Annotated in this window: 17 protein-coding genes; 7 read left to right on the forward strand and 10 right to left on the reverse strand. The window is 42.6% G+C overall.

Going from position 1 to position 23115, the window contains the following annotated elements:
* Positions 1-96: 96 nt before the first annotated feature.
* The gene (locus tag C8D94_RS02385) at positions 97-843 is read left to right on the forward strand and encodes a TerB family tellurite resistance protein (protein ID WP_115122298.1); all 747 of its coding nucleotides are present in this window, start codon (positions 97-99) and stop codon (positions 841-843) included.
* Here the strand turns inward: C8D94_RS02385 and pbpC are convergent.
* The 4 genes from pbpC to C8D94_RS02405 form a co-directional block, all read right to left on the reverse strand.
* A complete protein-coding gene (pbpC, locus tag C8D94_RS02390; protein WP_115122299.1) occupies positions 840-3197 on the reverse strand; it encodes a penicillin-binding protein 1C in 2358 nt (785 codons plus the stop codon). The two genes, C8D94_RS02385 and pbpC, sit on opposite strands and share 4 nt — an antisense overlap.
* Before the next feature lie 48 nt (positions 3198-3245).
* Entirely contained in the window at positions 3246-8828 is a 5583-nt protein-coding gene (locus tag C8D94_RS02395; protein WP_115122300.1) for an alpha-2-macroglobulin family protein, read from the reverse strand.
* A 273-nt stretch (positions 8829-9101) separates the two neighbouring features.
* Positions 9102-9527 (reverse strand): hypothetical protein, encoded by a 426-nt coding sequence (locus C8D94_RS02400; RefSeq protein WP_147278481.1) that lies wholly within the window; start codon positions 9525-9527, stop codon positions 9102-9104.
* A gap of 18 nt (positions 9528-9545) precedes the next feature.
* The gene (locus C8D94_RS02405; protein ID WP_115122302.1) at positions 9546-10619 is read right to left on the reverse strand and encodes an isoaspartyl peptidase/L-asparaginase family protein; all 1074 of its coding nucleotides are present in this window, start codon (positions 10617-10619) and stop codon (positions 9546-9548) included.
* A 206-nt stretch (positions 10620-10825) separates the two neighbouring features.
* Between C8D94_RS02405 and C8D94_RS02410 the strand changes: the two genes are divergently transcribed.
* The 6 genes from C8D94_RS02410 (at position 10826) to C8D94_RS02435 (ending at position 16713) form a co-directional block, all read left to right on the forward strand.
* Complete coding sequence (locus C8D94_RS02410) at positions 10826-11329, forward strand: CAP domain-containing protein (RefSeq protein WP_115122303.1); 504 nt, start codon at positions 10826-10828, stop codon at positions 11327-11329.
* Positions 11330-11396: 67 nt separating this feature from the next.
* On the forward strand, positions 11397-11933 hold the full coding sequence (locus C8D94_RS02415) for a 3-hydroxyanthranilate 3,4-dioxygenase (RefSeq protein ID WP_115122998.1): 537 nt from the start codon (positions 11397-11399) through the stop codon (positions 11931-11933).
* A 3-nt stretch (positions 11934-11936) separates the two neighbouring features.
* Positions 11937-12392, forward strand: coding sequence for a hypothetical protein (locus tag C8D94_RS02420; protein ID WP_115122304.1), 456 nt, complete (start codon positions 11937-11939; stop codon positions 12390-12392).
* A 258-nt stretch (positions 12393-12650) separates the two neighbouring features.
* Positions 12651-14204, forward strand: a complete 1554-nt coding sequence (gene amaB, locus C8D94_RS02425) for an L-piperidine-6-carboxylate dehydrogenase (RefSeq protein ID WP_115122999.1) — start codon at positions 12651-12653, stop codon at positions 14202-14204.
* 128 nt (positions 14205-14332) lie between these two features.
* Positions 14333-14710 (forward strand): carboxypeptidase-like regulatory domain-containing protein, encoded by a 378-nt coding sequence (locus tag C8D94_RS02430; protein ID WP_115122305.1) that lies wholly within the window; start codon positions 14333-14335, stop codon positions 14708-14710.
* A gap of 674 nt (positions 14711-15384) precedes the next feature.
* Positions 15385-16713: a hypothetical protein gene (locus C8D94_RS02435; protein ID WP_115122306.1), complete on the forward strand. Its 1329-nt coding sequence runs from the start codon at positions 15385-15387 to the stop codon at positions 16711-16713.
* A gap of 78 nt (positions 16714-16791) precedes the next feature.
* On the opposite strand, the gene C8D94_RS02440 is transcribed toward C8D94_RS02435, so the two are convergent.
* From C8D94_RS02440 to C8D94_RS02465, 6 genes are all read right to left on the reverse strand, one after another.
* Positions 16792-17520 carry a metallophosphoesterase family protein gene (locus tag C8D94_RS02440; protein ID WP_115122307.1) on the reverse strand — a complete coding sequence of 243 codons (729 nt, stop codon included), beginning with the start codon at positions 17518-17520 and terminating at the stop codon, positions 16792-16794.
* On the reverse strand, positions 17520-18551 hold the full coding sequence (locus tag C8D94_RS02445; RefSeq protein WP_115122308.1) for a T9SS type A sorting domain-containing protein: 1032 nt from the start codon (positions 18549-18551) through the stop codon (positions 17520-17522). The genes C8D94_RS02440 and C8D94_RS02445 overlap by 1 nt, the downstream gene beginning before the upstream one ends.
* Before the next feature lie 40 nt (positions 18552-18591).
* The gene (locus C8D94_RS02450; RefSeq protein WP_115122309.1) at positions 18592-19686 is read right to left on the reverse strand and encodes a DNA helicase PriA; all 1095 of its coding nucleotides are present in this window, start codon (positions 19684-19686) and stop codon (positions 18592-18594) included.
* Positions 19687-19782: 96 nt separating this feature from the next.
* Complete coding sequence (locus C8D94_RS02455) at positions 19783-20922, reverse strand: SPFH domain-containing protein (RefSeq protein WP_115122310.1); 1140 nt, start codon at positions 20920-20922, stop codon at positions 19783-19785.
* Positions 20923-20996: 74 nt separating this feature from the next.
* Positions 20997-22133, reverse strand: a complete 1137-nt coding sequence (locus C8D94_RS02460; RefSeq protein ID WP_115122311.1) for an ATP-binding protein — start codon at positions 22131-22133, stop codon at positions 20997-20999.
* Between the two features lie 81 nt (positions 22134-22214).
* Positions 22215-22976 carry an SDR family NAD(P)-dependent oxidoreductase gene (locus tag C8D94_RS02465; protein ID WP_115122312.1) on the reverse strand — a complete coding sequence of 254 codons (762 nt, stop codon included), beginning with the start codon at positions 22974-22976 and terminating at the stop codon, positions 22215-22217.
* Positions 22977-23115: the final 139 nt, after the last annotated feature.

Raw genomic sequence — 23115 nt, forward strand, 5'->3', positions numbered from 1 at the left:
TACATCGGGACTTGTCAATTTGAAACTTTTGTAACAAACGGGCCCCATACTTTACCTATATTTGCATTTCTTGTAATTCAGAAAAGAAAAGAGTAGATGATTCGTTGGTTGTTGGCCGTTTTGGGCTACACATTTTATAGATTTCCGGGAGCCATTATCGGTTTTTTAATAGGTAGTTTATTGGATAATTTTATGGGCTCCAAGTCAAAATCCCGTGGTGGATTCCAACAGGTGTTCCAGCAGCAGCGAAGTGAAGACGTTTCCCCAGCCGATTTTGAGCTCAACCTTCTCTCCCTTGCTTCCTTGGTTATTAAAGCAGACGGTCGTGTAAACCAGGCCGAGTTGGACTACGTACGCCAATATTTTGTGCAGGCCTATGGGAAAGAACGTGCCAATGCCACTTTTAAGGTGTTCAATGAGGTTATCAAGAACAGGGAGATTTCAGCTGCAAAAATCTGTGCATTGCTTCGAAGCCGCACAAGGTACGAGTCCCGATTGCAAATTTTACATTTCCTCTTCAGTATTGCCAATGCAGATGGCCATGTGACCCAGGCGGAGGTAAACGAGATCAACAACATAGCACGATATATGGCCATCCATTCACGCGATTTTGAAAGTATCAAGGCTATGTTCTTCAAAAATCCGGACAGTGCGTATAAAATTCTAGAAATAGACCGCACTGCTACTGACACCGAGATTAAAAAAGCCTATCGTACCATGGCCAAGAAATACCACCCAGACAAGCTACAGCACATGGATGAGGCCTATCAAAAAGGGGCACAGGAAAAATTCCAAAAGGTACAAGAGGCGTACGAACAATTACAGAAGGAGCGGGGGTTTTAGCTCGATGCCCTCTCCACCATAAACCGTTCTTGTATCTCATTCCCGTCTTGGTCAATAGCCGTAAGGGTGTATGCGCCGGGAAGCGGTTGCAACGAAATTTCGTGGAATGTTTCAGTTGTGGTTATAAAGCTTCCATCTAGATACCAATACACAGTGGTGTCCGGGTTTCTGTGGGCAATCTTAAAGATTACGTCTTGGGTCTGCTCCTCAAAATTTTTGGCGAGGAGGATAGTTTCGTTCTTCTTCGGAAATATAAACTCCAGCAATTGTTCTCCTTCTTTCAAACAACCATTTCTAAAAGGCGGGAGTACCTTGTACTCAGGGTGCAATGGCGCATAGTAATATTCCAACATGGGGGGAAGGGAAAACCATGATTTTTGTTTCATTTCGGCCAGCTCATAACAAGAGGAATTAACCCTATACTGTTCACTTTTAGATAAAAATACTTGTTGATGATATGGACAAGGCTCAGTTCGCACACCGTTTTTCGGGATATATTCTGAAACCGTTTTACCACAAAACACCCCAGCCAAATGACCACTTTTTGAACAAACTGAAACTTCAGTAAGTTCATCAAAAGGAGTAGCAAACCATTCACTTTTGGGGAGAACATCCAGCACATCGAACAATACTGGGGCAGCTGCCTGGAGCCCTGTAAGGCCTGGGCGTCCCTCACCATCGGCATTGCCCACCCATACGCCAATAGCGTATTTTTTGGTTACTCCAACGGCCCAAGCATCCTTAAAGCCAAAACTGGTTCCCGTTTTCCAGGCTATGGGTTGCGAATTGCTAAAAAAGCTCCAGTTTTCTTCTCCCAGGGGTCTGTTTATCTGCTGCAACGCTTCAAAGGTTTTGTAAATAGCGCCTGCATCAAAGACTGTTGGGTTTGCCAGTTTTTTTGAAGGTTTTTCTTCCGCAAAAATATAAGTAGGTTGTTTATAATCTGTTGCACGATATTCGCTAGAAGTCTTATTGAAAAAATTGAGCGTGGAGGCCATTCCTGCATACGCATTGGTGACTTCCCATAAAGAGCTCTCCCCACCTCCCAAAATCAACGAAAGCCCATAGTGATTGGGGTCGCGGTTTATACCGTGGAGTTGCAGTTCGTCCAATTTCCTGTGGAAGCGTTCCAGTCCATAGGAGCGTAGCATGCGTACTGCGGGAATGTTCAGCGAACGGGAGAGTGCAATGCTCGCTGGTACCACACCATTGAATTCCTTATTGAAATTTTCGGGTACATAACCGTTTATAACGGTTGGGACATCGGCCACCAAGGTATTGGGTAGTAGTTCGCCACTATCCAAAAGCGCGGTGTATAAAAATGGTTTCAGGATGCTGCCCGTGCTTCGGGGTTTTTCAATAACATCCACAAATTTATTGTTTTCAACTGTGGTGGGAGCATTACCAATATAGGCGAGTATCTCACGGGTTTCCACATCCAGTACAAGCACAGCGAGGTTATGGATTTCGTTTTGCTGCAGCTTAAAATGATGTTCTTTAGCAATGCGGTTCAATGTTCGCTGTAGGTTGAGATCCACTGTAGTTTGTATTCGTTTTCCGAAATGCTCTTTTCTTATCTTCTCCGTTAAATGAAGTGCTGTTTCAGGCAGGGGATAAGGTTTTCCGGGAAGGGCCTCCTCCAAAGCCAATTCATAAGTGGTCTTGTCTATAATATTTTTCTGAAATAGTTTCAGCAATAATCTGTTGCGCTTTGTTTTCAGAATGGCTTCATTTTTTCCTGGGAAAATTAGTGAAGGAGCATTGGGCAATACCGCGAGGGCAGCAGATTGCCCCCAGCTCAACTCACTGGCAGGAATACCAAAATAGCGCCATGCGGCTGTTTCCAACCCTACCACGTTACCCCCAAAGGGAGCGTGGGTAGCATAGAGGTTCAGGATTTCTTTTTTGGAATATCCTACTTCCAATCGGGTGGCTTGGACAAGTTCGATAGCTTTTTCGGCATAATTGCGTTGCTTGTTCTTTCGGGATAACCGGATTACTTGTTGGGTGAGTGTGCTTCCGCCTCGTCGTGTACTGGTCGTGAGGTTTCCCCACAGTGCTTTTGAAATGGATACAGGGTTGAATCCAGGATGCTGGTAGAAATATTCGTCTTCAAAATGAAGGATGGACTGCTCAAATCTGTAAGGAACCGAGTCCAATGCTGGGAATCGCCATTGACCGTCTTCAGCAATGCGGGCGCCCATCAACACACCTTCCCTGCTTTCCACCACGGTTGAGGTAGGGTTTTGAAATAAAGGTTTTGGCAAACAAAACAACCAACATACCACCCCCGCCAAGCACAAACTGAGCTTGATTTTGTGTTTTTTGATGGTATGGATGAATTTTTTGTTCATATGTATTACCGTAGGGTATAAATTTTTTGAATTATGTTCGAGGTCTCCCTACTGCCTCACCTCTACCCACATCCCTTGGTTTCTCGCATAATAATTATTGTCGTACATAGCTTCTACTTGTGTTCCTGGCAAATAGTAGGTACCCAAGTATGAAGCGTTCAATTGTACCGTAAACGTTTTGGTCTTTCCAGCGTTTAGTTCGAAATAAAAATTTACCCTATCGTCACGAATATCCTTATACCTTGCGGCTCCGGAAGTACCGCCGCCCAAATCAGTAAAACTGGTATTCACGATTTCCCAACCACTTGGGAATATTTTGGTGAGTGCTAGATTATCAATATAATCGTTGGATGTGTTGGTGATGGCCACGACGGCATTGATTTCAGTTCCTTGCCGAAGGGTTTTTATATCTAGCGGCTTCCCTTCACCATCCAGATAGGAAGCTTTCACGGCCAAATTTTTACGTTCGGCCAGTTCGTTACCCAACGGTAGTTTCCCTTTTTGGGCAAGGGTTACATATACTACATTTCCCTTTTTGTTGGTTACTGTAACTGTGTTACTGCCCATTTTAACACCTAGTTCTCGTAGTACGATCGCTCTATCGGTTTTTACGGTTTTGGTTGTGCCGTTGTTGGTGTAAGCTACTTCAAGTGCCTTGCCGCCGTTTTTTTCAAGCATTTTTGCCATAGCGAGTAAGGCATAACTGGTTTCCTGTGTGCTGAACCAACGTTGCGAAGACAGTTCCTTGGCCACCGAAACAGCCATCTGTCGTTGTTGTGGATTGCCCGTGGCCACCATGGTCTCCAGTGCCATTGCTTTATTTCTAAAGGGAGAGCCGTAGGTGTAATAGTCGTATCGCTGCGGCACAAAGTTAATGTTGGCTGTTGCGGTTATCTGTTCGGCCACATTTTTCTTCCCTGCCAAGGCATAGGCTGCAGCCAAGCGCCATTTGGCATCGTTACTCAAATGTTGGGATTCCCGTAGGCGATTCATAGCGGCCAATTCTGGTTGTCCTGCGAGCGCCAAGGTGTACAAACGGTAGGCCTGGGTTAAGCTGGAATTGTAGCGAGTATCATTGTTGCGCCATTGTCGTGCTGCATTTTTTTGATAGCGCAGCCAATTACTCATAAATGTGATGGGCAGTGCATAGCCCTTTGCTTTAGCCTCCAACATAAAATGCCCCACATAATTGGTGCTCCAATCGTCTGCTTGTCGCTCTGCCGGCCAGTAGGCCATTCCACCATTGGCAATCTGGTAGCGTCCTAATTTCTTGATGGCAGCATTCACATTGTTCTCTATATTCTTCTTTTTATCGAAAGTGATATCGAACACATCGGCCAAATACAATTGTGGGAACGCCGCAGAGGTAGTTTGCTCCACGCAGCCATGCGGGTAGCGGATGAGGTATTCCATACGTTTGCTGAAATCCATTGGAGGCAAGGAGGAAAACTCCAAGGTAGCATCATTGGTTCCAGACACCCCGAACGTTTTAAAAGTGATATTTTTATTAGCGCTTTCTGAAAGTGTGTACTGCGTGGTTTTTTGGGTTATGGGATTGGGATTTTCTACATCCACTTCCAATTGATAACTCGCCGTTTCCCCATTCCCAGAAGCTGAAACTTCAATAGTTTGAAAGGTATTGGCAGGTAAAACTTCAAATTCAAAATTCACAATTTGTTCTCCAATTTCTGGAAAGGATACGGTTTTGGAGGTTCCGTTTAAGGGTTTTAAAGCATCACTGACTTTCATCTGTATGGAAGCTTTTTTCACCTTTTTTTCCATTGCGAACACGGTTACGGGAATCGTTACTCTCTCGCCGGGACTGAGTACTCGTGGTACCGAAGCCAACACCATCAGCGGTTTGCGAACGGGGGTGGTTTGATCCGTTTTTCCGTAGGCGCTCTTGTCGTTATTACCAGCTACCACCATTGTTCTTACCGAGCCTACATAGTTGGGCATAGTGATTTGGTGTGTCGCGGTTTCTCCTTTCTGTAAGCTGAAAGGGCCCAAATATTTTACCACAGGTTTAAAGCGGTCCGCCTTTCGGTTTTTGGCACCAGCTGCGGCATCACCACCACCTATTTCATAAATGTTGTTCACGCTTCCCGAATAGGCGCCAATTACATAATCGTACATATCGAACGTCTTTACCCCTAAGGCTTCACGGCTGTAAAACGCTTCGTGGATTTTTGGGGTGACGTAACGGGTCAAGTCCAGCAAACCTTCATCTACCACCGCCACGGTATAGGTCATTTCTCGGTTATTTTTTTCTGAAACTTGAATATTGAAAGTCTCTTCAGGTTTCAACACATCGGGCATTTTTAATGTTGGTTCCAGAACCGTGTTGGGGTCTTCCACTACAATAGGGATCACACCGTACAACCTAATGGGAAGGTCGTTCTTAGTGTTTTTATGGGGTTGCAATAGCGAAATATTGGCATATACATTCGGTGCCATTTCCTTGGTGATATTTACTTTCACCTGGGTTTCGCCCTTTTGGGTATCAATCCATTGTGTGGAGAGAACTTCAGTGCCGTTTTCAATACTTACCAAGGCACGTCCTTCACTACCTGAAGGAAAGGTGAGCATGGCTTCTTCGCCCACAGTATAGTTGTCTTTATTAGCTGAAAAAACCAACATTTTTGAACTTTCGGCACCTCCATCGGTAGGGCGTTTCCACCAGTTTCGGTAAAAATATGTGACCCTTCCCGTGCTGTGACCGGACTGCTTATCGATCACGCGTATTAAAAAACGGCCACCTTCATCTTCAGGAATATCAATGCTGAAATTTCCTTTTCCGTTACTTCCCGTGGTTACACTCATTTCCTTGTAGGGGCGATACACACTGGCATCCTCATAACGGGATAGGTTATCATGACCGCGGTTCCACCACCAGCGCCATTCAATTTTAAAGATTTTTATGTCCAATTCTCTATTGCCACTGGCTTTTCCTTGTGCATTTACCGAGACAACATCGAACGTAGTTTTTTGGTCTGTATAATACGAACCATAGCGATGTGGCTCTGGCGACTGTAAGCCCACAAAGTGGGAATAGGGCGCCAATTTTTTACTGAAAACGTCTATGGAAAAATCACCACCCCCTTCATAAATCTTGGTTAAGAATGTGGCTTGTAGCATACCAGGGGCTTTGTTTGAAATATCAAATTTCTTTGAAAAAGAAGTAGTTCCTTCCGCAGAGAGATTTTTGGAAAGCAATGGAATTTCAACTTCATCAAACCGCCGAACAGGATCGTTAAATTGATAGTTTTTAAAATTATTAAAAGCTGTGGATGTACTTCGTAGGGTAGCATCCATTTCAACCTTAAGATTTCTTGCGGGAGCGCCGTGAAGCCACAATCCTTCCACATTTCCCTTCACGGGGTTGCTGGCGTCTAAAATTTCATCCTTAAAATCAAGTTTTATTTTGAGTCGGTTGGGCTTTACAGTGGCGACCTTTAAGGTCTTACTGAATTTTACGCCTCCCACGCTTATATTGGCGTTCCAGTTTCCGGTTGGGGCGGTGGGTTCGGTTTTTATGGGGAAGTAGTAAAAATTGTCCAGACCTATGCCCGACACTCTGCTTACACCCCTTACAACAGGGGAATTGGAACCATTTATAACGGTTCTTTGAACCAGTTTTCCTCTTGCGTCGGTTACTTCTAATTTTACGGGATGGTTTTTGGGCAGGGGGTTTGCTTTGTCGTTGAACACAAAAGTAAGGTGAATGCTGTCGCCAGGGCGGTGTACACCACGTTCGGTATATAGAAATCCCTTAAGCCCCTTTTGTAGTTGTTTTCCAGACACATCAAATTTACTTAGGCTCAGGGCGTTTCCATCGGCCAGCTTGGCGTAGGCGTAGTTTTTTCCTTTTCTCGCTACGGCGAAAGCGATGGTTTTTTCGCTGTCGTAAATTACAAGTCCATTGCTTTCCGTGGTCACGGTTTCAATAAGTTGCTGTTGGTAGTTGAACAGGTCTATTTTCACACCACTTTCGGGTTTGGCGGTCAATAAGTTGGTAGTAGCAAAATGGTAGCTACGGTTATTCCCTTTTTTTACGATGATCCCCAAATCGCTACCCAGTACATTGGTTGTCACGATACGGTCGCCGTGATAATATGCGGGATGGCAAGGATTGTCGCGTTGTTCCCAATTATAGGTATAGTTTCTCCAGCGATAGATCTCGTTATCCCAGTATAGCTCCTCGCGTTCTTCTTCGGCAAGATTTGAGGTTTCTTGATTGTTGCTGTAATATTGGTCGGCTTCGGTAAGTTGTGTGTCTTGCCCGTTGCAATCGTAGGTAATATAGTCTTTGGTGAAACCGAACTCCACTTGGTACAACGAGCCAGGCTGTGCTTCAAAAAAGTCGGAAAGATTTACGGCATACGCTTTCCACATGCCCTCTTCACCCACACCATTTTCCAATGTAATGGTTTTTTTTGCCACCCTGCGCCCCACGGTTTTTATATTGTAACTGTTTGCGTTGTCCAGATTGGATTGCTGTAAAAATTGCAGCATATTGTCCTCAAAAATCTGGATTACACGCACGTCTACTTGGTTTAGGTTTACGGCCTCAAAATAAATGGGGGTGCTCTGGGCATTGGGCAGGATTGCCCCTTTTGACAGTAGGCGAACGGCAGGCTTCAACGCTTCGAACGATACCAGCTCACCGAATTCTTTCTTTAAGCCGAAATTTTCGGTATTTTTAATACCGTTAAAAACGGTGACCCGTACGTCGCCCACGATACGGTTGTTGGGATACACATACAACACGTTTCCATCTACCTCGAACCGAAGGTCTGTAGCATTTTCAATGGTTACCAAGCCCGCAAAATCCTGATTTTCTTTCAGCGGATCTGAAAAGTTGATGGCCAGTGAAGCTTGTGGGGCGTGGCTGGCATCGAGGTCCACCACTGTGAAGTTGTTCTGTCCCGGGATGGCAAAGGTATTGCTACCCTTGCTCTCCGCACCTATGGGTTTGCCGTCCCAAGCGATGTTTATTTCAGAGTCTTCCACCTTTCGAGAAATACTATCTATGGTGAAGTTGAAGTACTTTGCTTGCTCCGTATCGCCAACCCAGGTTATGGTTAGGTCCTTGTTGTCTTGTTGTGCTGAAATCAACTTTTTGGCCTCTTCCAGTTTCAGAATATCTGCTGCTTCCAAGGTTCCATTTACGTATTGCCATTTCTTGCTGTACGATTGCAAATTTTCTAGATTGATACTGAAGTTGGGTGTGATGGTCTTAAAGCTGAATGTGTAGTTTTTATACTCTTTGTCAATATCTTCGTATAATTTGTGAAGCTGCACTGTTACGGTGTATTCGGTTTTTGGCCGTAAGTTTTCTTTGGGCTGAAAGAGGAGTGAGCTGTTGTTTTCAACCAAGAGGGTTCCTTCGGTTTTTGGTGAGATCTTTATATATTCTGAAGGGATTTCCTGTGTGATTTCAAACTGGTCCAAGGGCTTGGTTAGGTTTATGCGAATTGGCGAGCCTATACTTTGGTTCCCATAGGTATGGTTACTGATGTAGTCTTTAAATTTAAAGAGATTGTCGGTTGGTGAAGTTTCGGTTTTGTCGCCACAAGAGGCTAGGGATAGCAGGGCAACACAGGCAAGAAGACGAAGCAATGTGTTCATGGTGATGGTTTTAGAGAGTTAAAATTACAATAAATAGTGGGCGTGCCCGAAGGAAATTTCAGCAGAAATTTTGCACGGCAAGGGTAACTCAATAGTATGGAGGAGGGAGGTATTTGTATGGGTAACGTACAATTTTGGGCGGATAGTACCTCGTGAGTTTGTTTTGTGAATTATTTAACGTGAAAGTGGGTAGCGAATAGGTAAATGAAGGCCTGACGATTTTATAGCATGATATAATTCCCGCCGAGAAGGTTGATGACGATTCGAAATGACCTATGTCCTCTTTTTGAAAAAGATGGAGTGCAACTTCCCCACTACCAAATTCCCAATTGGGAAATAGAGCGCAAAGAATAAAGCCATTCCCAAGGCGAAGTTGCGTGTGCCAAAGGTTTCTTCAATACTGTTATTAGGGTAGGCGTAAGAGGTTTCAAAATAATAACCACCAAATTCCAGCAGCCCCATAGCGATAAGTCCGTAGGCGTACTGTTCCAAAAACGGTCTGTCTTTCAGTAGTACTGAGATGGGTATCATATACAGCCCGTATGTTGTAAAAACCTGCCACCAATTGTTAAATTTGGCAATCTCAGCCCACGTGCCAAAAATGTCCATCCCAAAACCCCAAGGGATATATACCAAGATATACATGAGGTAGAGCGAAAGAGGGGTTTCTCGTAAGGTATTTAGGGCACTTTGTAACATACTTAATTATTTTTTGAGCTAGTCCTTATAGATACCAATTACCAACTCGCCCTCAGCATTCATGTGTGCACGGTACATTCCCGCGGTATTGAACTCCATAGTAACATTACCGTCCTTGTCAATGGCCACGATACCTCCGTTACCCCCTAAATTGGGAACTTTCTCCTGTATCACTTCTTTTGCGGCCTCTTTTAGTGAAACACCTTTATACTCCATCATAGCCGAAATATCGTGTGCTACCATAGCTCGAATAAAATATTCGCCCCAACCCGTAGAGGACACGGCGCAGGTAGCATTGTTTGCATAGGTGCCTGCACCAATGATGGGAGCATCGCCAATTCGGTTCCAGCGTTTATTGGTCATCCCACCCGTTGAGGTCCCAGCGGCGAGATTTCCGTTCTTGTCCAGAGCGGCACAACCAACCGTGCCGAATTTTGAATCTTTTATGTACGGGTCAAATGTACTCGAAGATGAAGATGAAATTGAATTCGATTCTTTTTGTTTAACACGTTGTAGCGATTGAAACCTGTTTTCAGTATAAAAATAGTAGGGATCCACCAATTCGAACCCCTTTTCTTGGGCAAATATCTCGGCACCTTCACCGGCAAGCATCACATGGGGTGAGTTGTTCATTACCTCCAGGGCCAAGTCTATAGGGTTTTTAATACGGGTAACCCCTGTAACCGCTCCTGCATTGAGTGTTGCTCCGTCCATGACAGAAGCATCCAGCTCGTTGGTTTCCTCGTGGGTAAATACGGCGCCTTTTCCAGCATTGAATAAGGGAGAATCCTCCATGATGTTTATGGTTTTGGTCACAGCTTCCATGGCGGTACCTCCGTTTTTCAGAATTTCATGTCCAACACGAATGGCTTCTTCTAGTTTTTGCTTGTACGCATTTTCTAGGGAGTCGCTCATGTTTTTCTTCAGGATAGTTCCCGCCCCACCATGGATTACCAATCCAAATGTAGGTTCTTCCGTATCGGATTTTTCAGTTTTATGCTCTGAAATGGATCCCTCTGAAGTAGTTTTTTTAACATTATCACAGCTAAAAAGAACAAAAAACACGATTAAAAGTGTTAAAATTCGGTTCATGTGTAATTTTTTATATTGAATTTTAAATATACCACAAATTCCGCATATATAAAGGGCTAAGAGTGTTTGAACTTGTAGGAATTTCAGATGATATATGTTAAAAACATCGATGAAATGCACTATAAATTCGTTCAAATGCATTTTTGTAGGAATATTTTTCTATATTTACATCAGCATCATGCCCCAAATTTGATGTCCCCCGTATTATGAAACTTATTAAAACCAGCCTACTGGCTATGGTACTTATGTTGTCCATGGCTTCCTGCTCTAAAGAAGAAGCAGTTGTAACCGAAGAAGTTAACTATTCTATCGATCTTAACCTAGCCAACGAAACCGATTGGGCTATGGCAGACGAAATCCTAAAATTGGTAAATACACACCGAGAGTCTATGGGTCTCAACCGTATCCATCGAGACCAAACGTATGCCTCGGCCTATGCAGTAGACCATACACAATACATGATAGACCAATCTGAAATTAGCCACGATAATTTTGAGGTACGTTCCAGCGCATTGAAGGACCAGGGCGCAGTGGTCGTAGGCGAAAACGTTGCTTATGGCTATGATACCGCTGAAAAAGTGGTAAATGCCTGGTTAAATAGCTCTGGCCACCGCGCTACCATAGAAGGGCATTACACCCATTCAGGATTTGGTATTGTAAAAAATGCACAAGGACAGTATTACTTCACACAGTTGTTCTATAAAAAGTAAACTGCGTTTCCCCTTTCAGTTTTAATGCTTTTGCCGTATTTTTATGCAAACACATAATATTACGGCAATGGCTATTTTAAAACCTTTCAATTTAAATAAATGGGTGGAAGACAATCGAGAACTGCTTAAACCACCCGTGGGCAATAAAAACCTCTATAAAGAATCCGGTGATTACATTGTTATGATCGTGGGGGGTCCCAATGCCCGTAAAGATTACCACTACAACGAGACCGAAGAGTTGTTCTACCAATTGGAGGGTAATATACAAGTACACATACAAGAGGACGGAAAAAAACGCACTATGGAACTGGGTCCCGGTGATATGTACCTACACCCAGCCAAAGTGCCCCATTCTCCCGTTCGCGAGGCAGGCTCCATAGGATTGGTAGTAGAGCGCAAACGCCAGGATTTAGAAGGAAAAGACGGCCTCCTTTGGTTTTGCGATAATTGCAACAACAAGCTCCACGAGGTATATTTTCCATTGAACGATGTGGAAACAGATTTTCTACAACATTTTAAGGATTTCTACGGAAGCAAGGAACTCCGTACCTGCGATAATTGTGGGCACGTTATGGAAGTGGATGAGCGGTTTGTGGGGGATTGATTTATGATTGCGATTTTATTTAGGAAAATTTATTTCAAAGTACCAAAATGGCTCATGGTTCAATTCTTCAAAAGAGAATCGACCAAAGTTTTACAGTTTATCTCTAAGAATGGACACTATAAAAACCGAATACACATTTCTGAAAATATTTCAGAACTCTCTATTCCTGCTCAAATTAAAATTGTCGACATCTTACTAGATGACCCCATTCAAATAATTTCAATGAATGCAATAAAAATAGGTAAGTATCTGCTTCAATCAAAAACCATAAGAGAAAAAGCATTTGATAAGGAAATTTTTTGGGAAACCAGAGATGCAGAGCTATTAATAAAACAAAAAAGAATTGCACATATTTTAAAAGGGTCTACCAACCATAAAAGAAAATTTGGGGATGGTGAGTCTCTAAAAAATGTAAAGCAAATGTTGAAGCGAAACCTTCACGGGGGCAAGTGGTTTTAAAAAGTTTCAAAATGAGATTACAACGTATAACTTTTCTAAATATGATATAAATGAAGGGGTAATATTCTTTTCAGTTTAAAACACATTAATTAGATTCATATTTTGAATCAAAGCATATTAAAAATTTGACTATACTTTTTCCCCACCTCCAAAACCCGTACCTTCGCACCTGAAAAATAAGGAGTTAAAATTCCTCAAGATTTAGTAAAAACACGAATGGATTCCGTCCTTGGCGGAAGTAATAAAAAAACAATAACTATGTCAACAGTAGCCACCGATTACGGAATGGACAAAGCACTACAACAACTAGGATTAAAAGACGTAAACCACGGTACTTCAACGGGAAGTACTTGGTATCCTGGCGGAGAGGAAATCGCTTCCTACTCGCCCGTAGATGGAGCATTAATAGGTAAAGTGACCACTACTACAAAGGAAGAATACGACACCGTTATAAAAACCGCACAAGAAGCTTTCAAAACCTTTAGAGCCATGCCAGCGCCACAGCGCGGGGAAATTGTTCGCCAGTTCGGGAACAAGTTGCGCGAGTTAAAAGAGCCACTTGGGAAATTGGTTTCCTACGAGATGGGAAAATCTTTACAAGAAGGCTACGGCGAGGTTCAGGAAATGATAGATATCTGTGATTTTGCCGTAGGGCTGTCACGCCAATTGAACGGACAGGTAATCCCAAGTGAGCGGCCAGGTCACGTGATGCGTGAGCAGTGGCACTCTTTGGGGATTGTTGGGATAATTTCAGCATTCAACTTCCCCGTGGCCGTTTGGTCTTGGAACACAGCACTGGCTTGGGTTTGTGGTGATGTTTGTGTGTGGAAAGCGAGCGAAAAAGCACCTTTGTGTTCGGTAGCCTGCCAAAATATTATTGCTGAAATTTTAAAAGAAAACGATCTTCCAGAAGGTATTTCGTGCATCATCAATGGCGATTATACAGTAGGCGAGTGGATGACAAAAGACACAAGGATTCCATTGATCTCTGCCACAGGATCTACCCGTATGGGTCGCATTGTAGGAAAGACCGTTGCAGAACGTTTCGGAAAATCCCTATTGGAATTGGGTGGAAACAACGCTATTATCATTACCCCAACTGCCGACCTCAAAGTAGTAGTGCCAGGTGCCGTGTTTGGAGCCGTAGGGACATGTGGGCAGCGCTGTACTTCTACCAGAAGGTTGATTATTCACGAAAGTGTATACGATAAAGTACGCGATGCCATCGTTGGAGCATACGACCAGATCGTGATAGGAAACCCATTGGACGAGAAGAACCACGTAGGACCGTTAATCGACAAAGATGCGGTAGATATGTATTTGAACGCTATTGAAAAAGCTAAAGAAGAAGGAGGAAACGTATTGGTTGAAGGAGGCGTTCTGGAAGGTGAGGGCTACGAAAGTGGATGCTACGTAAAGCCTGCCATCATCGAAGCTGAGAATACCTACGAAATCGTACAGCACGAAACCTTTGCGCCAATTTTATACTTGATGAAATACAGTGGCGATGTAGAAAACGCCATCGAAATCCAAAACGGCGTAGCACAAGGTCTCTCCAGTGCTATTATGACCAACGAGATGAAGGAAGCCGAGAGATTCCTTTCCTTTGCAGGGAGCGATTGTGGAATTGCCAATGTAAATATAGGTACATCCGGTGCCGAGATTGGTGGTGCCTTTGGAGGTGAAAAGGAAACCGGTGGTGGCCGTGAGTCTGGAAGCGATGCCTGGAAAGTATATATGAGAAGACAGACCAATACAGTGAACTATAGCGATGAATTGCCGCTTGCTCAAGGTATTAAGTTTGATTTGTAGATAATACCCATCAGTTAAAAATTAAACCTGTAAGGTTTCCATGGTAGTAACAATGGTAACCTTGCAGGTTTTTCTTTGCTTAAAAAAAATCATACGTACTTTATGGAACTTTTGAGCGTTTCAGTTATATGAAAAAACTTGTTTCGTTACTTTTTGTCATTCTAATTCTGGGCTGTAGCAATGACGACGATAAGGCAACCGAAGAACCCGTAAGCTGTACCGAAGAATTCGTTTATGGTCTTAGCGCTCAGGTTCATGATGCTGCAACGGGAGGAATCATTCCCAATGGCGTTACGGTAGTAGCACAGGACGGGGACTATACCGAAACCTTGGATTTTGTGTTCGATACCCATATTGGAGCGGGAGAGCGCCCCGGCACGTACACGTTGACTGCTTCCAAAGAGGGTTACGAAACCAAAATGGCGGGTCCCATTACTGTTTCCATGGACGAGGATATGTGCCATGTAATTACCCAGAGTGTTACCATTGCACTAGAGGCCAATTGAATTTTCACTGCATTGCTGCCATCTTGCATCCCTTCTCAAATTTCATTTTCAGGACATTACAACGTTATTGTTCAGTATTTCAAGTAGATTCTTTTTCTAAAGCATACCCAATGGCAGGTAGTTTTTGGTAGTGTTTTCTCATAAATTTTCGGATTATTTGTTAAAAGCAAATTTCTTAAGTTTTCAGAATCTTATTTCAAAGTACTGTTTTATAGGTGGTTATGGTATTTTTGTGAGTTGGACATTTTTTAATTGCGTAATGCGCTCTTCAAAAAGGGTTTATCCAGTTCCAAAAGTTTTTATTCTGAAAAACAGATGTTTATGCTCCTTTTTTAAGTTCAGTAACCACTATTGTGTAAGAAATAAGCTATTAACAAAATGTTAAAACCTGTTAATTCTTCGCTCAAAATCAAGGGAGTTGTTAATTCTTCGGTGCAAATAACTGTTTCTCAGAGTACTATTCAATAAGGTTCCCGCAATTGATCGAAAAGTGAAATAGAGCATTAAAATTTTTCAACGACTTATATAATTTTGGCGTGAGTTAGATTGCGATGCAGATGCAATTACTCGACTTTCCCCCACTGTTCTAATGTTTGTTTGGTTGGCATCCTCGAAAACAACGACATTGAGAATTAATTACAATTTTATTTCTAACCCTTAAATTATTTTTCAACATGAAAAAGATGATCTTATGTGCTGCGGCACTAACCTTTGGTGCAACAGTTTTTGCCCAATCAAATGAAAGCGAAGTGATTTCAACCGGAAACAACAACACTTCAACAGTAACGCAAACAGGTTCTATTAACAACTCTGAAGTAGAGCAAAGAGGAGATGACAATACAAGTACAGTTACCTCTCTTGGAAGAAACAACAACTCTAAGGTAGCACAGGTGGACGACCGCAACACTAGTACTGTTTTACAGGACGGTGGGGACAACAACACCTCAAGAGTGAGCCAAGGACAAATAGATAGTAATGGTAACGTGCCACGTACTGGTAGAGACAACATAAGTGAGGTTACCCAGTTCGGTAACGCTAACAAGTCTGTCGTAACACAGTGGGACTCTAACGTGAGCCTAGGGGAATTTAATGAATCTTATGTAGTACAAACAGGAGACGGCAACGAAAGTACGGTTGCTCAAATAGGAGATTTCAACATCTCTAACATGGACCAGGTAGGAGACGATAACCTTTCTGATGTGGACCAAACTGGAAACACGAATATTTCAGATGTTGACCAGGACGGGATGCTGAACGACTCTGATGTTGACCAATTAGGAGACAACAATAGTGCACAAGTGGACCAAAGTGGAGATGCTAACATTGCTGTATCCTATTCTGGAGGAAACGGAAACTTATCTAGAATTAGAGAGAGCGGTAATGACAATAACCAGAATACATACCAGTTAGGAGACGATAACCGTTCCATCGTACGTATCAACGGTGATTTGAATATTGGTGATATAGACCAAGTAGGAGACCGTAACAATGTAGTTATGGAGCTTGGTGGAGATACAAACAACGGTTTGGTAAACCAGCTGGGAGATGACAACAGCGCACTTGTAGACGTATTGGGAGACAACAACGATGTAGATGTTGTGCAAACAGGAAACTCTAACAATGCTGGTGACGACTTCCTTCCTGGAGACGGAGCTAATATTATTGGTGACGATAACCAAATTGAAATCACTCAAACAGGAGACTTTAACGACGGTTTTGCAAGAACTACTGGAAATGATAACGCTTCCTTTACAACGCAAACTGGAGATAGCAATATATCTTTCACTACACAAACGGGAGATGACAACACCTCTATCGTAACCCAACTTGGAGATGACAACACAAGTTTTGTTACTCAGGATGTAAGCTTTAACAGCACGAGTACTGTATTACAAGATGGAAACTTGAACATGAGTACTGTAAACCAGTCTGGAGATTTCCAAACTAGTACGGTAACTCAAACTGGAAACATGAATACATCTACTGTTACACAAGGAAACTAAGATAAAATGCATGTAGCTTTTTAATTAAAGGCTACATGTATTGGTAGTGAGAGCCGCAATCTTCTGGTTGCGGTTTTCTTATGCGTTACGCCCAGCTTCTTCTGGGTACAATTGCCATACAGGATCGCTTTGCCATACTTGCTTGGTGTCTGCATCGATGATGGAAAGTCTGCCCTTAAAAGCCGCTCCCGTATCTACATTCCACACATTGGCGAAGTTGGCCGGTATCTCCTTTCCAATCCGGAAAACAGGCGTATGGCCAATATAGATTTCACGGAACAACTTCAACCGTTTGGGATAGATATCGTCTTCTTCTGAAATGGTTGGGTCTAAACCACAAACCATTTCCCAAAGCGTACGGTCCCAATAGACAACGTTAGGGAAATATTCATACTTTGGCCCTTTCTGGTTGGTAAAACCTGCGTGGAGATAGCATCGGTTCTTAGCGTCTATATGAAAATTTTCAAGGGCTTCAAAAAACTGAATGTGGACCTCAATTTCTGCTTCTGAAAGCTTCGCGTAACTCTTAATACTGGATTTACCGCCGTGGTCCAACCACATAGGAGCACTTTCTTTCCCCTTTAAGTAATTGTACAGCAGTTCGTCGTGGTTGCCACGTAGGAAAATACAATTATACGTTTCAGCAAAATCGATTAAATACTGAACGGTCTCGGCATTCTCGCTCCACCCGTCCACATAATCTCCCAAAAAGACAAAGGTATCGTTTGTGGTGGGGATCACACGTTCCAGCACCTGTTCCAACCCGCGCAGACCGCCGTGTATATCGCCAACTACGAGGGTTCTCATTATTTCTTCAAGAATTTTTTAATTTGACTTATACCTTCATCAGATATAAATTCGATAAAATATATGCCTGTAGGTAAGGATGAAATATTTATTTGAGTAGAATTCGTGCTATTTTTCAATAGAATGCCTTGCAAAGAAATTATGTTTATTTCATAATTTGATATGGCTTCAGTTTCAATATAAAGATACTCTTCAGCAGGATTGGGATATATTCTTAGCGTATTTTCTGTTGCATGTTCAATCCCTAGGATTTCCATTTCTTCAATAGAAATTTTAGTGCAATCCTCTGAAATAGTTACCTCCCAGCCTTTCGATATTGGACAACCAAAAAAGCAATCACCTGTATGAAGAGAAAACAATAGACCATCATTTGTCGATACTATGTTAGAGGCCTGTACCTCTTCACCATCTATCTCATAGGAGATACCATTATAATTATTTGAGTTTACGTAACCAGGCATTACCAATGAAATTCCTTCGATGGAGTCAAAGTCATCCAAAAGTGCAAAGTGATTAAGATATGGGATAGAAGAATTAATAGTAAACAGATAGAATGGAGGAGGCTCTACAATTCCTACGTTAGTAATCGTGAATTGATAGTCTGCCATAAGTTGATCCAATTCCGGCACACCTGAAATCCCTGTGTCTATAAAATCAGATACCCAAGGAATATCCTCGGAAATTTCAAAGTAAATTTCTCCAAACGCGATGTGGTTCTCAAATCCATTGTTGCTGGCAAAAGCTTGATTTGAATGAATATTGAATTTATTAAATAAAGAATCTGCAACTATATTGGTATCTATTAAATTATAAACTGCAGAAAGTTTTTCTAGATATGGAACTATTTTATTGGAATTCAGGATAGGTGTATCGTAATCTGGATGGGTAGGATCATTCGCAAATTCTCTGAAAAAAAGCGTCCAAGCATCGGTTTCATAGTTGTCTTGGATATAAGGATCAATTGTGCATTGAGAAAGTGCCGGAAAAAAACTAAATAAGGATACAAAGAAGGTTAGAATAAAGGTTCTCATAAATGTATGATTGAAGTAACTCAAGGTACAAAATATTTAATCAGTTCCTATTCATAAAATAAATTATAACTCCCAAAACCGCCAAAACACCCATAACAGCGAAGAAAATCTTCCAAAATGAATAGGGTCGTTCTCCAGAGATTTTTCCTGATTCACCATTCACAAAAAAATTGTAGCGTTTGCCCTTAAACCTGTAGGCGCTTATATATACGGGCAGCAAAATATGCTTAAAGGTTTCTTTAGAAAGTTTCATATCTATGGACGAAACTATCTGTGTGTCACCGCCAATGTCTCTACGGGCCCAACGATCGGCAATATTTCGGGCTTCTTTTTTGGCTTCCAAATGCCCGTCTTTTAACGGGATAGTATATTTTTCGGTCACAAAACCTGCCAAAAATTCGCTGCGGAAGGTCTCCAGTTTCCTAAGGTCCCAATGCGCTACTTTTTTTGGGATGACCCCTTTTTTCTGTTTAGAAGCTTTAATGAGCGTATCGTCTATAAATCCTGAAATACTACCGCTAGCGGGATACCAACGGGTGCGGCGCTCCCGTACGGTACGTCTATTTTTACCACTTCCCACGGTTTTGGTAACGTAGTAATATTCGCCTCGCTTGCCTGTGTAGTTAGCATACAATTGCGCATCGAATGTCCAAAACGGGGCATACAATCCTTTGGTATATTGTGGATCCAGTGAGGCTTTTTTCAGTTTGTTGGGAGCCCACCAAAGTCCATCCACCCATTTCTTGAAAATTTGATGAGCCTTTTGTTGATCCAATTGAAAAGGAAGTACCGCTCCTGGCAGGATCCAGTCGTCTTTGTAGGCATCTTCTACCACCAAGGGCATGCTACAATACACACAGTGCAACGACTTGTAATTTTCTTCCACGTGCTGGTTGGCACCACAGTTCTTGCAATGTAACATGGTAATTTGCTCACTATGTGACTGCGCTCCAAGCTGATTCAGGTAATTGCTCAGTTCTAACTCCTGAAAATCATCCAGCGCGGGCGGGATCTCTTGCTTGTAATTGCAGTACTCACATTGTAATTCGGTTGTTCCCGGTGCATACCGAAGCTCTGCCCCGCAATTAATGCAGGCTTTTTTGAGTTCGGATGTTTGTTGGGGGGTTGATTGCATGTAACGTCTGTTCGAGCGCAGTCCAGAACTTCAGGTTTTTTTACGATTAATTTAGGTTTCGACTGCGCTCAACCTGTTACCGTAAATGGAATGTTGTTATTGAGGTAATGGCGGTGGTGTGTTACCTCCAAGGAAGGCTTTTAATTCTTCCACTTGGTTGAGTGCAGTCCAGTTTTGCATGCCTTGTTTCCATATTAGGGTGTCCTTGTTAATGGTCCGGTTGGCGAAAAGTGCTCGTAATTGCTCAAAACCTACAGGACCTGCCTGTTGGCCGTTGGCAGCATAAAAATACTGTACAGCTGCTGGCATAGGAGGTGGCATAGCACCTGTAGCTTGCTGTTGTGGTTGTGCTTGTTGCTGTCCTCCCATTTGGGGGCTCATCATCCCTCCCATTTGTTGTGCGAGTACAAAGCCCATCCCCATGCCCATTCCGGCACCAGCTGTTCCACCTTCGTTGGTAGCAGCCGCTTCAATGGCCTTGGCGGTTTTGAATTTAGTAAGTTTATCCAGGTCCAACTTGTCGATACGGCTGTATTCAAAAATTTCTTTTTTGAGGTCCTCTGGCATCGATACGTTTTCGATATAGAACTTTTCCAAAGAAATTCCAACGCTCTCAAATTCAGGTTCCATAACCGTTTGGCAGGTCTCTGAAAGCTCTGTGGTGTTGGCTGCGTATAGTTCTATGGGGAGATTTGCTTCGCCCACGGTATCGGTAAAGCGGGTGGCGATAAGGCTCTTTAGGTGCTCGTTTATTTCGAAATTGGTGAAGTTATTGTCGGTCCCCACAATGTCGATGATGAATTTTCCGGGGTCGCTAATCTTAAAAGCATAGGTTCCAAAGGCTCTAATTTCAACCAGACCGAAGCGTTCATCGTTCAGTGTAATTGGGTTTTTGGTGCCCCATTTTTCATCGGTGAATAGATGGGTGTTCACAAAATACACTTCAGCTTTAAACGGGCTGTCAAAACCGTACTTCCAACCTTTTAAAGTAGTAAGGATGGGAAGGTTTTTGGTGTTAAGGGTATAGGTGCCAGGGGTAAATACGTCGGCCAATTGACCTTCATTTATAAATACTGCTGTTTGCCCTTCGCGTACAATGAGCTTGGCGTTGTTCTTTATTTCGTTCTGGTAGCGCTCAAAACGATGACAAATCGTATCATCCGTATAATCCAGCCACTCGATGATGTCTATAAATTCGTGGCTCAGTTTTTCTTTAATCTTGTCGAAGATGCCCATAAGGTTAGTTTTAAAAATTAGGATTCTAAAGATAAGTAATTTTTTTGGCGCGTTTGTTACGCTGGGCTTAAGGATTAGTTATACTTCACCTTCCTTAAAATCCGAACACTTTCCTTGAAAGCTTGATAGGTTTTCCCACCTATATTCTTTAAATACGGCTTCGCAGCGTATAATTTTTCTTTTGCTTCGGCAAAATCGTTGAGGTAGCAGATGAGGTAGGTTTCAGCAAGATTCTGAATATCCTTTTCTTCGGAAGGGTGCAAGGGGATTTTTTTCTGGAGCTTTTTCAATAATGCATTGTTCGCATTAAAAATATGGTACAAGGTTTTTTTGTTGAAACGCGGCGGTTCAAAAATAAGCTGGCTCTCCATATTGTAAAAACCGTTCTCCCTAAAATTGATTTTTACCTCCTCCAGCGGATAGTATTGAAATTGGTTATTAAGGCCTAAAAGGACATATTCTGTAATCTTGAAAAAATCTTCGGAATACTCAATACTCACTTCGTCCAAGGCTGAATAAAACAACTTTACCTGTTCGTTGATAAGCTCGATATCCACCCGCGAATAATAGGTCTTGCCCTTTACCTGTTTGGTGTTGCCCGCCCAGCAAAGCACAAAAATTTCTTTAAATACCTTATAGTGTGATTCCAGCTCGCTATGACGGTTGTTTATAAAATCCATCACGCCATCCAGTGTCAATTCAATATTGTTTTTTGCCTTGGTCTCGATGGCCTGGACAATTTCAGAATTCACATCCTTAATCTCAATATCAAAGTCTTTGGGCATGGAAATACTTCCGTCCCGCAAGAAGATAGAGCCTCCCCAATACTTCCAGATGTTCTTCCGTAACGAGGTGATCTCGCCGGTAGGTCTAATGGTTACCAAACCCACTACCTTGTCTTCGGGTAGATGGGGGAACATTACATTCTCGTAACTAATATTGGGGGCATTGGTCAAATACGCATTAATTAGGTTTTGCAGTTTGCTATCGTCAAAAAAATCTACGCCCCGTATCTCGTTGCCCTCATCTTCAACCCCCACAATGATAAAGCTGTTGTTCTTGGGGTTGCTATTGCTAAGGGCACAAATGTGTTTTAAGAATTTTGCCTTTCCTTCTTTGGATCCCAGATCTATCTTTCGTTTTTTATCATAAAAACTGCTCTCATCGTGGTGAGCTAGTAGGTTTTTGATTAAAAGGCGTTTGTTTATCATCGTGTCCGGTCGAGCGCAGTCGAGATCTTATTTAATTTGCAACAATATAAAGCCTCTCGACTTCGCTCGAGGTTACATGGTTCAATTTTTATTCACAATAGTTGAAGAAGCCTGATCCAGGCACATTACTGTAAGGTCTGCAATATTTACGTGCTTGGGTCTGGTCACGGCAAATAAGATAATTTCGGCAACATCCTCGGGTTGTAGTGGGGTATAGTTCTGGTAAACGGTCTCTGCACGTTCGGTGTCACCCTTAAAACGTACTTCACTAAACTCAGTCTCGACCAAGCCAGGGTTTATGGCGCCAACTTTAATGCCCTTTCCGTTTAAATCCAGACGCATACCTTGGTTTATGGCATCTACGGCGTGTTTACTGGCGCAGTACACATTCCCCTTGGGGTACACTTCCTTTCCGGCTGTGGACCCTATGTTGATGATGTGGCCGGATTGGTTTTCTAGCATTACTGGCAATACAGCCTTGCTTACATACAATAACCCCTTAACGTTTATGTCCAGCATTGCGTCCCAATCGTCTGTACTTCCATTTTGTATAGCGTCTAGACCGTGTGCGTTGCCCGCATTATTTATAAGAATATCTATGTTTGAAAAAGTATTAGGTAAAGATTCGAGAGCGTTAAAAACGGAAGTTTTGTCCCGCACGTCAAACTGCAGGATATGGACTTGCGTTTTTTGGGTTAATTCCCTTGCAATGGTTTCCAAGCGTTCTGTTCTTCTTCCACAGAGAATGAGTTTCGCACCCTTTTCAGCAAAAAGATAAGCAGTGGCACGGCCTATCCCACTTGTGGCTCCTGTGATGAGGGCGGTTTTGTCTTGTAGTTTCATAGGTGTTTAAATTCAGTTTAAAAATAGCAAATCCAATACTTTTACAATCGTTAAGTAGCCGTTAATTGTGCTGTTAATTATCCTTAAGTATACACTTTCAATAGAAAAGCGTATTTATAATTGTACCACAAACCTTAAA

It is taken from the genome of Marinirhabdus gelatinilytica (assembly GCF_003353425.1).
Taxonomy (GTDB): Bacteria; Bacteroidota; Bacteroidia; order Flavobacteriales; family Flavobacteriaceae; genus Marinirhabdus; species Marinirhabdus gelatinilytica.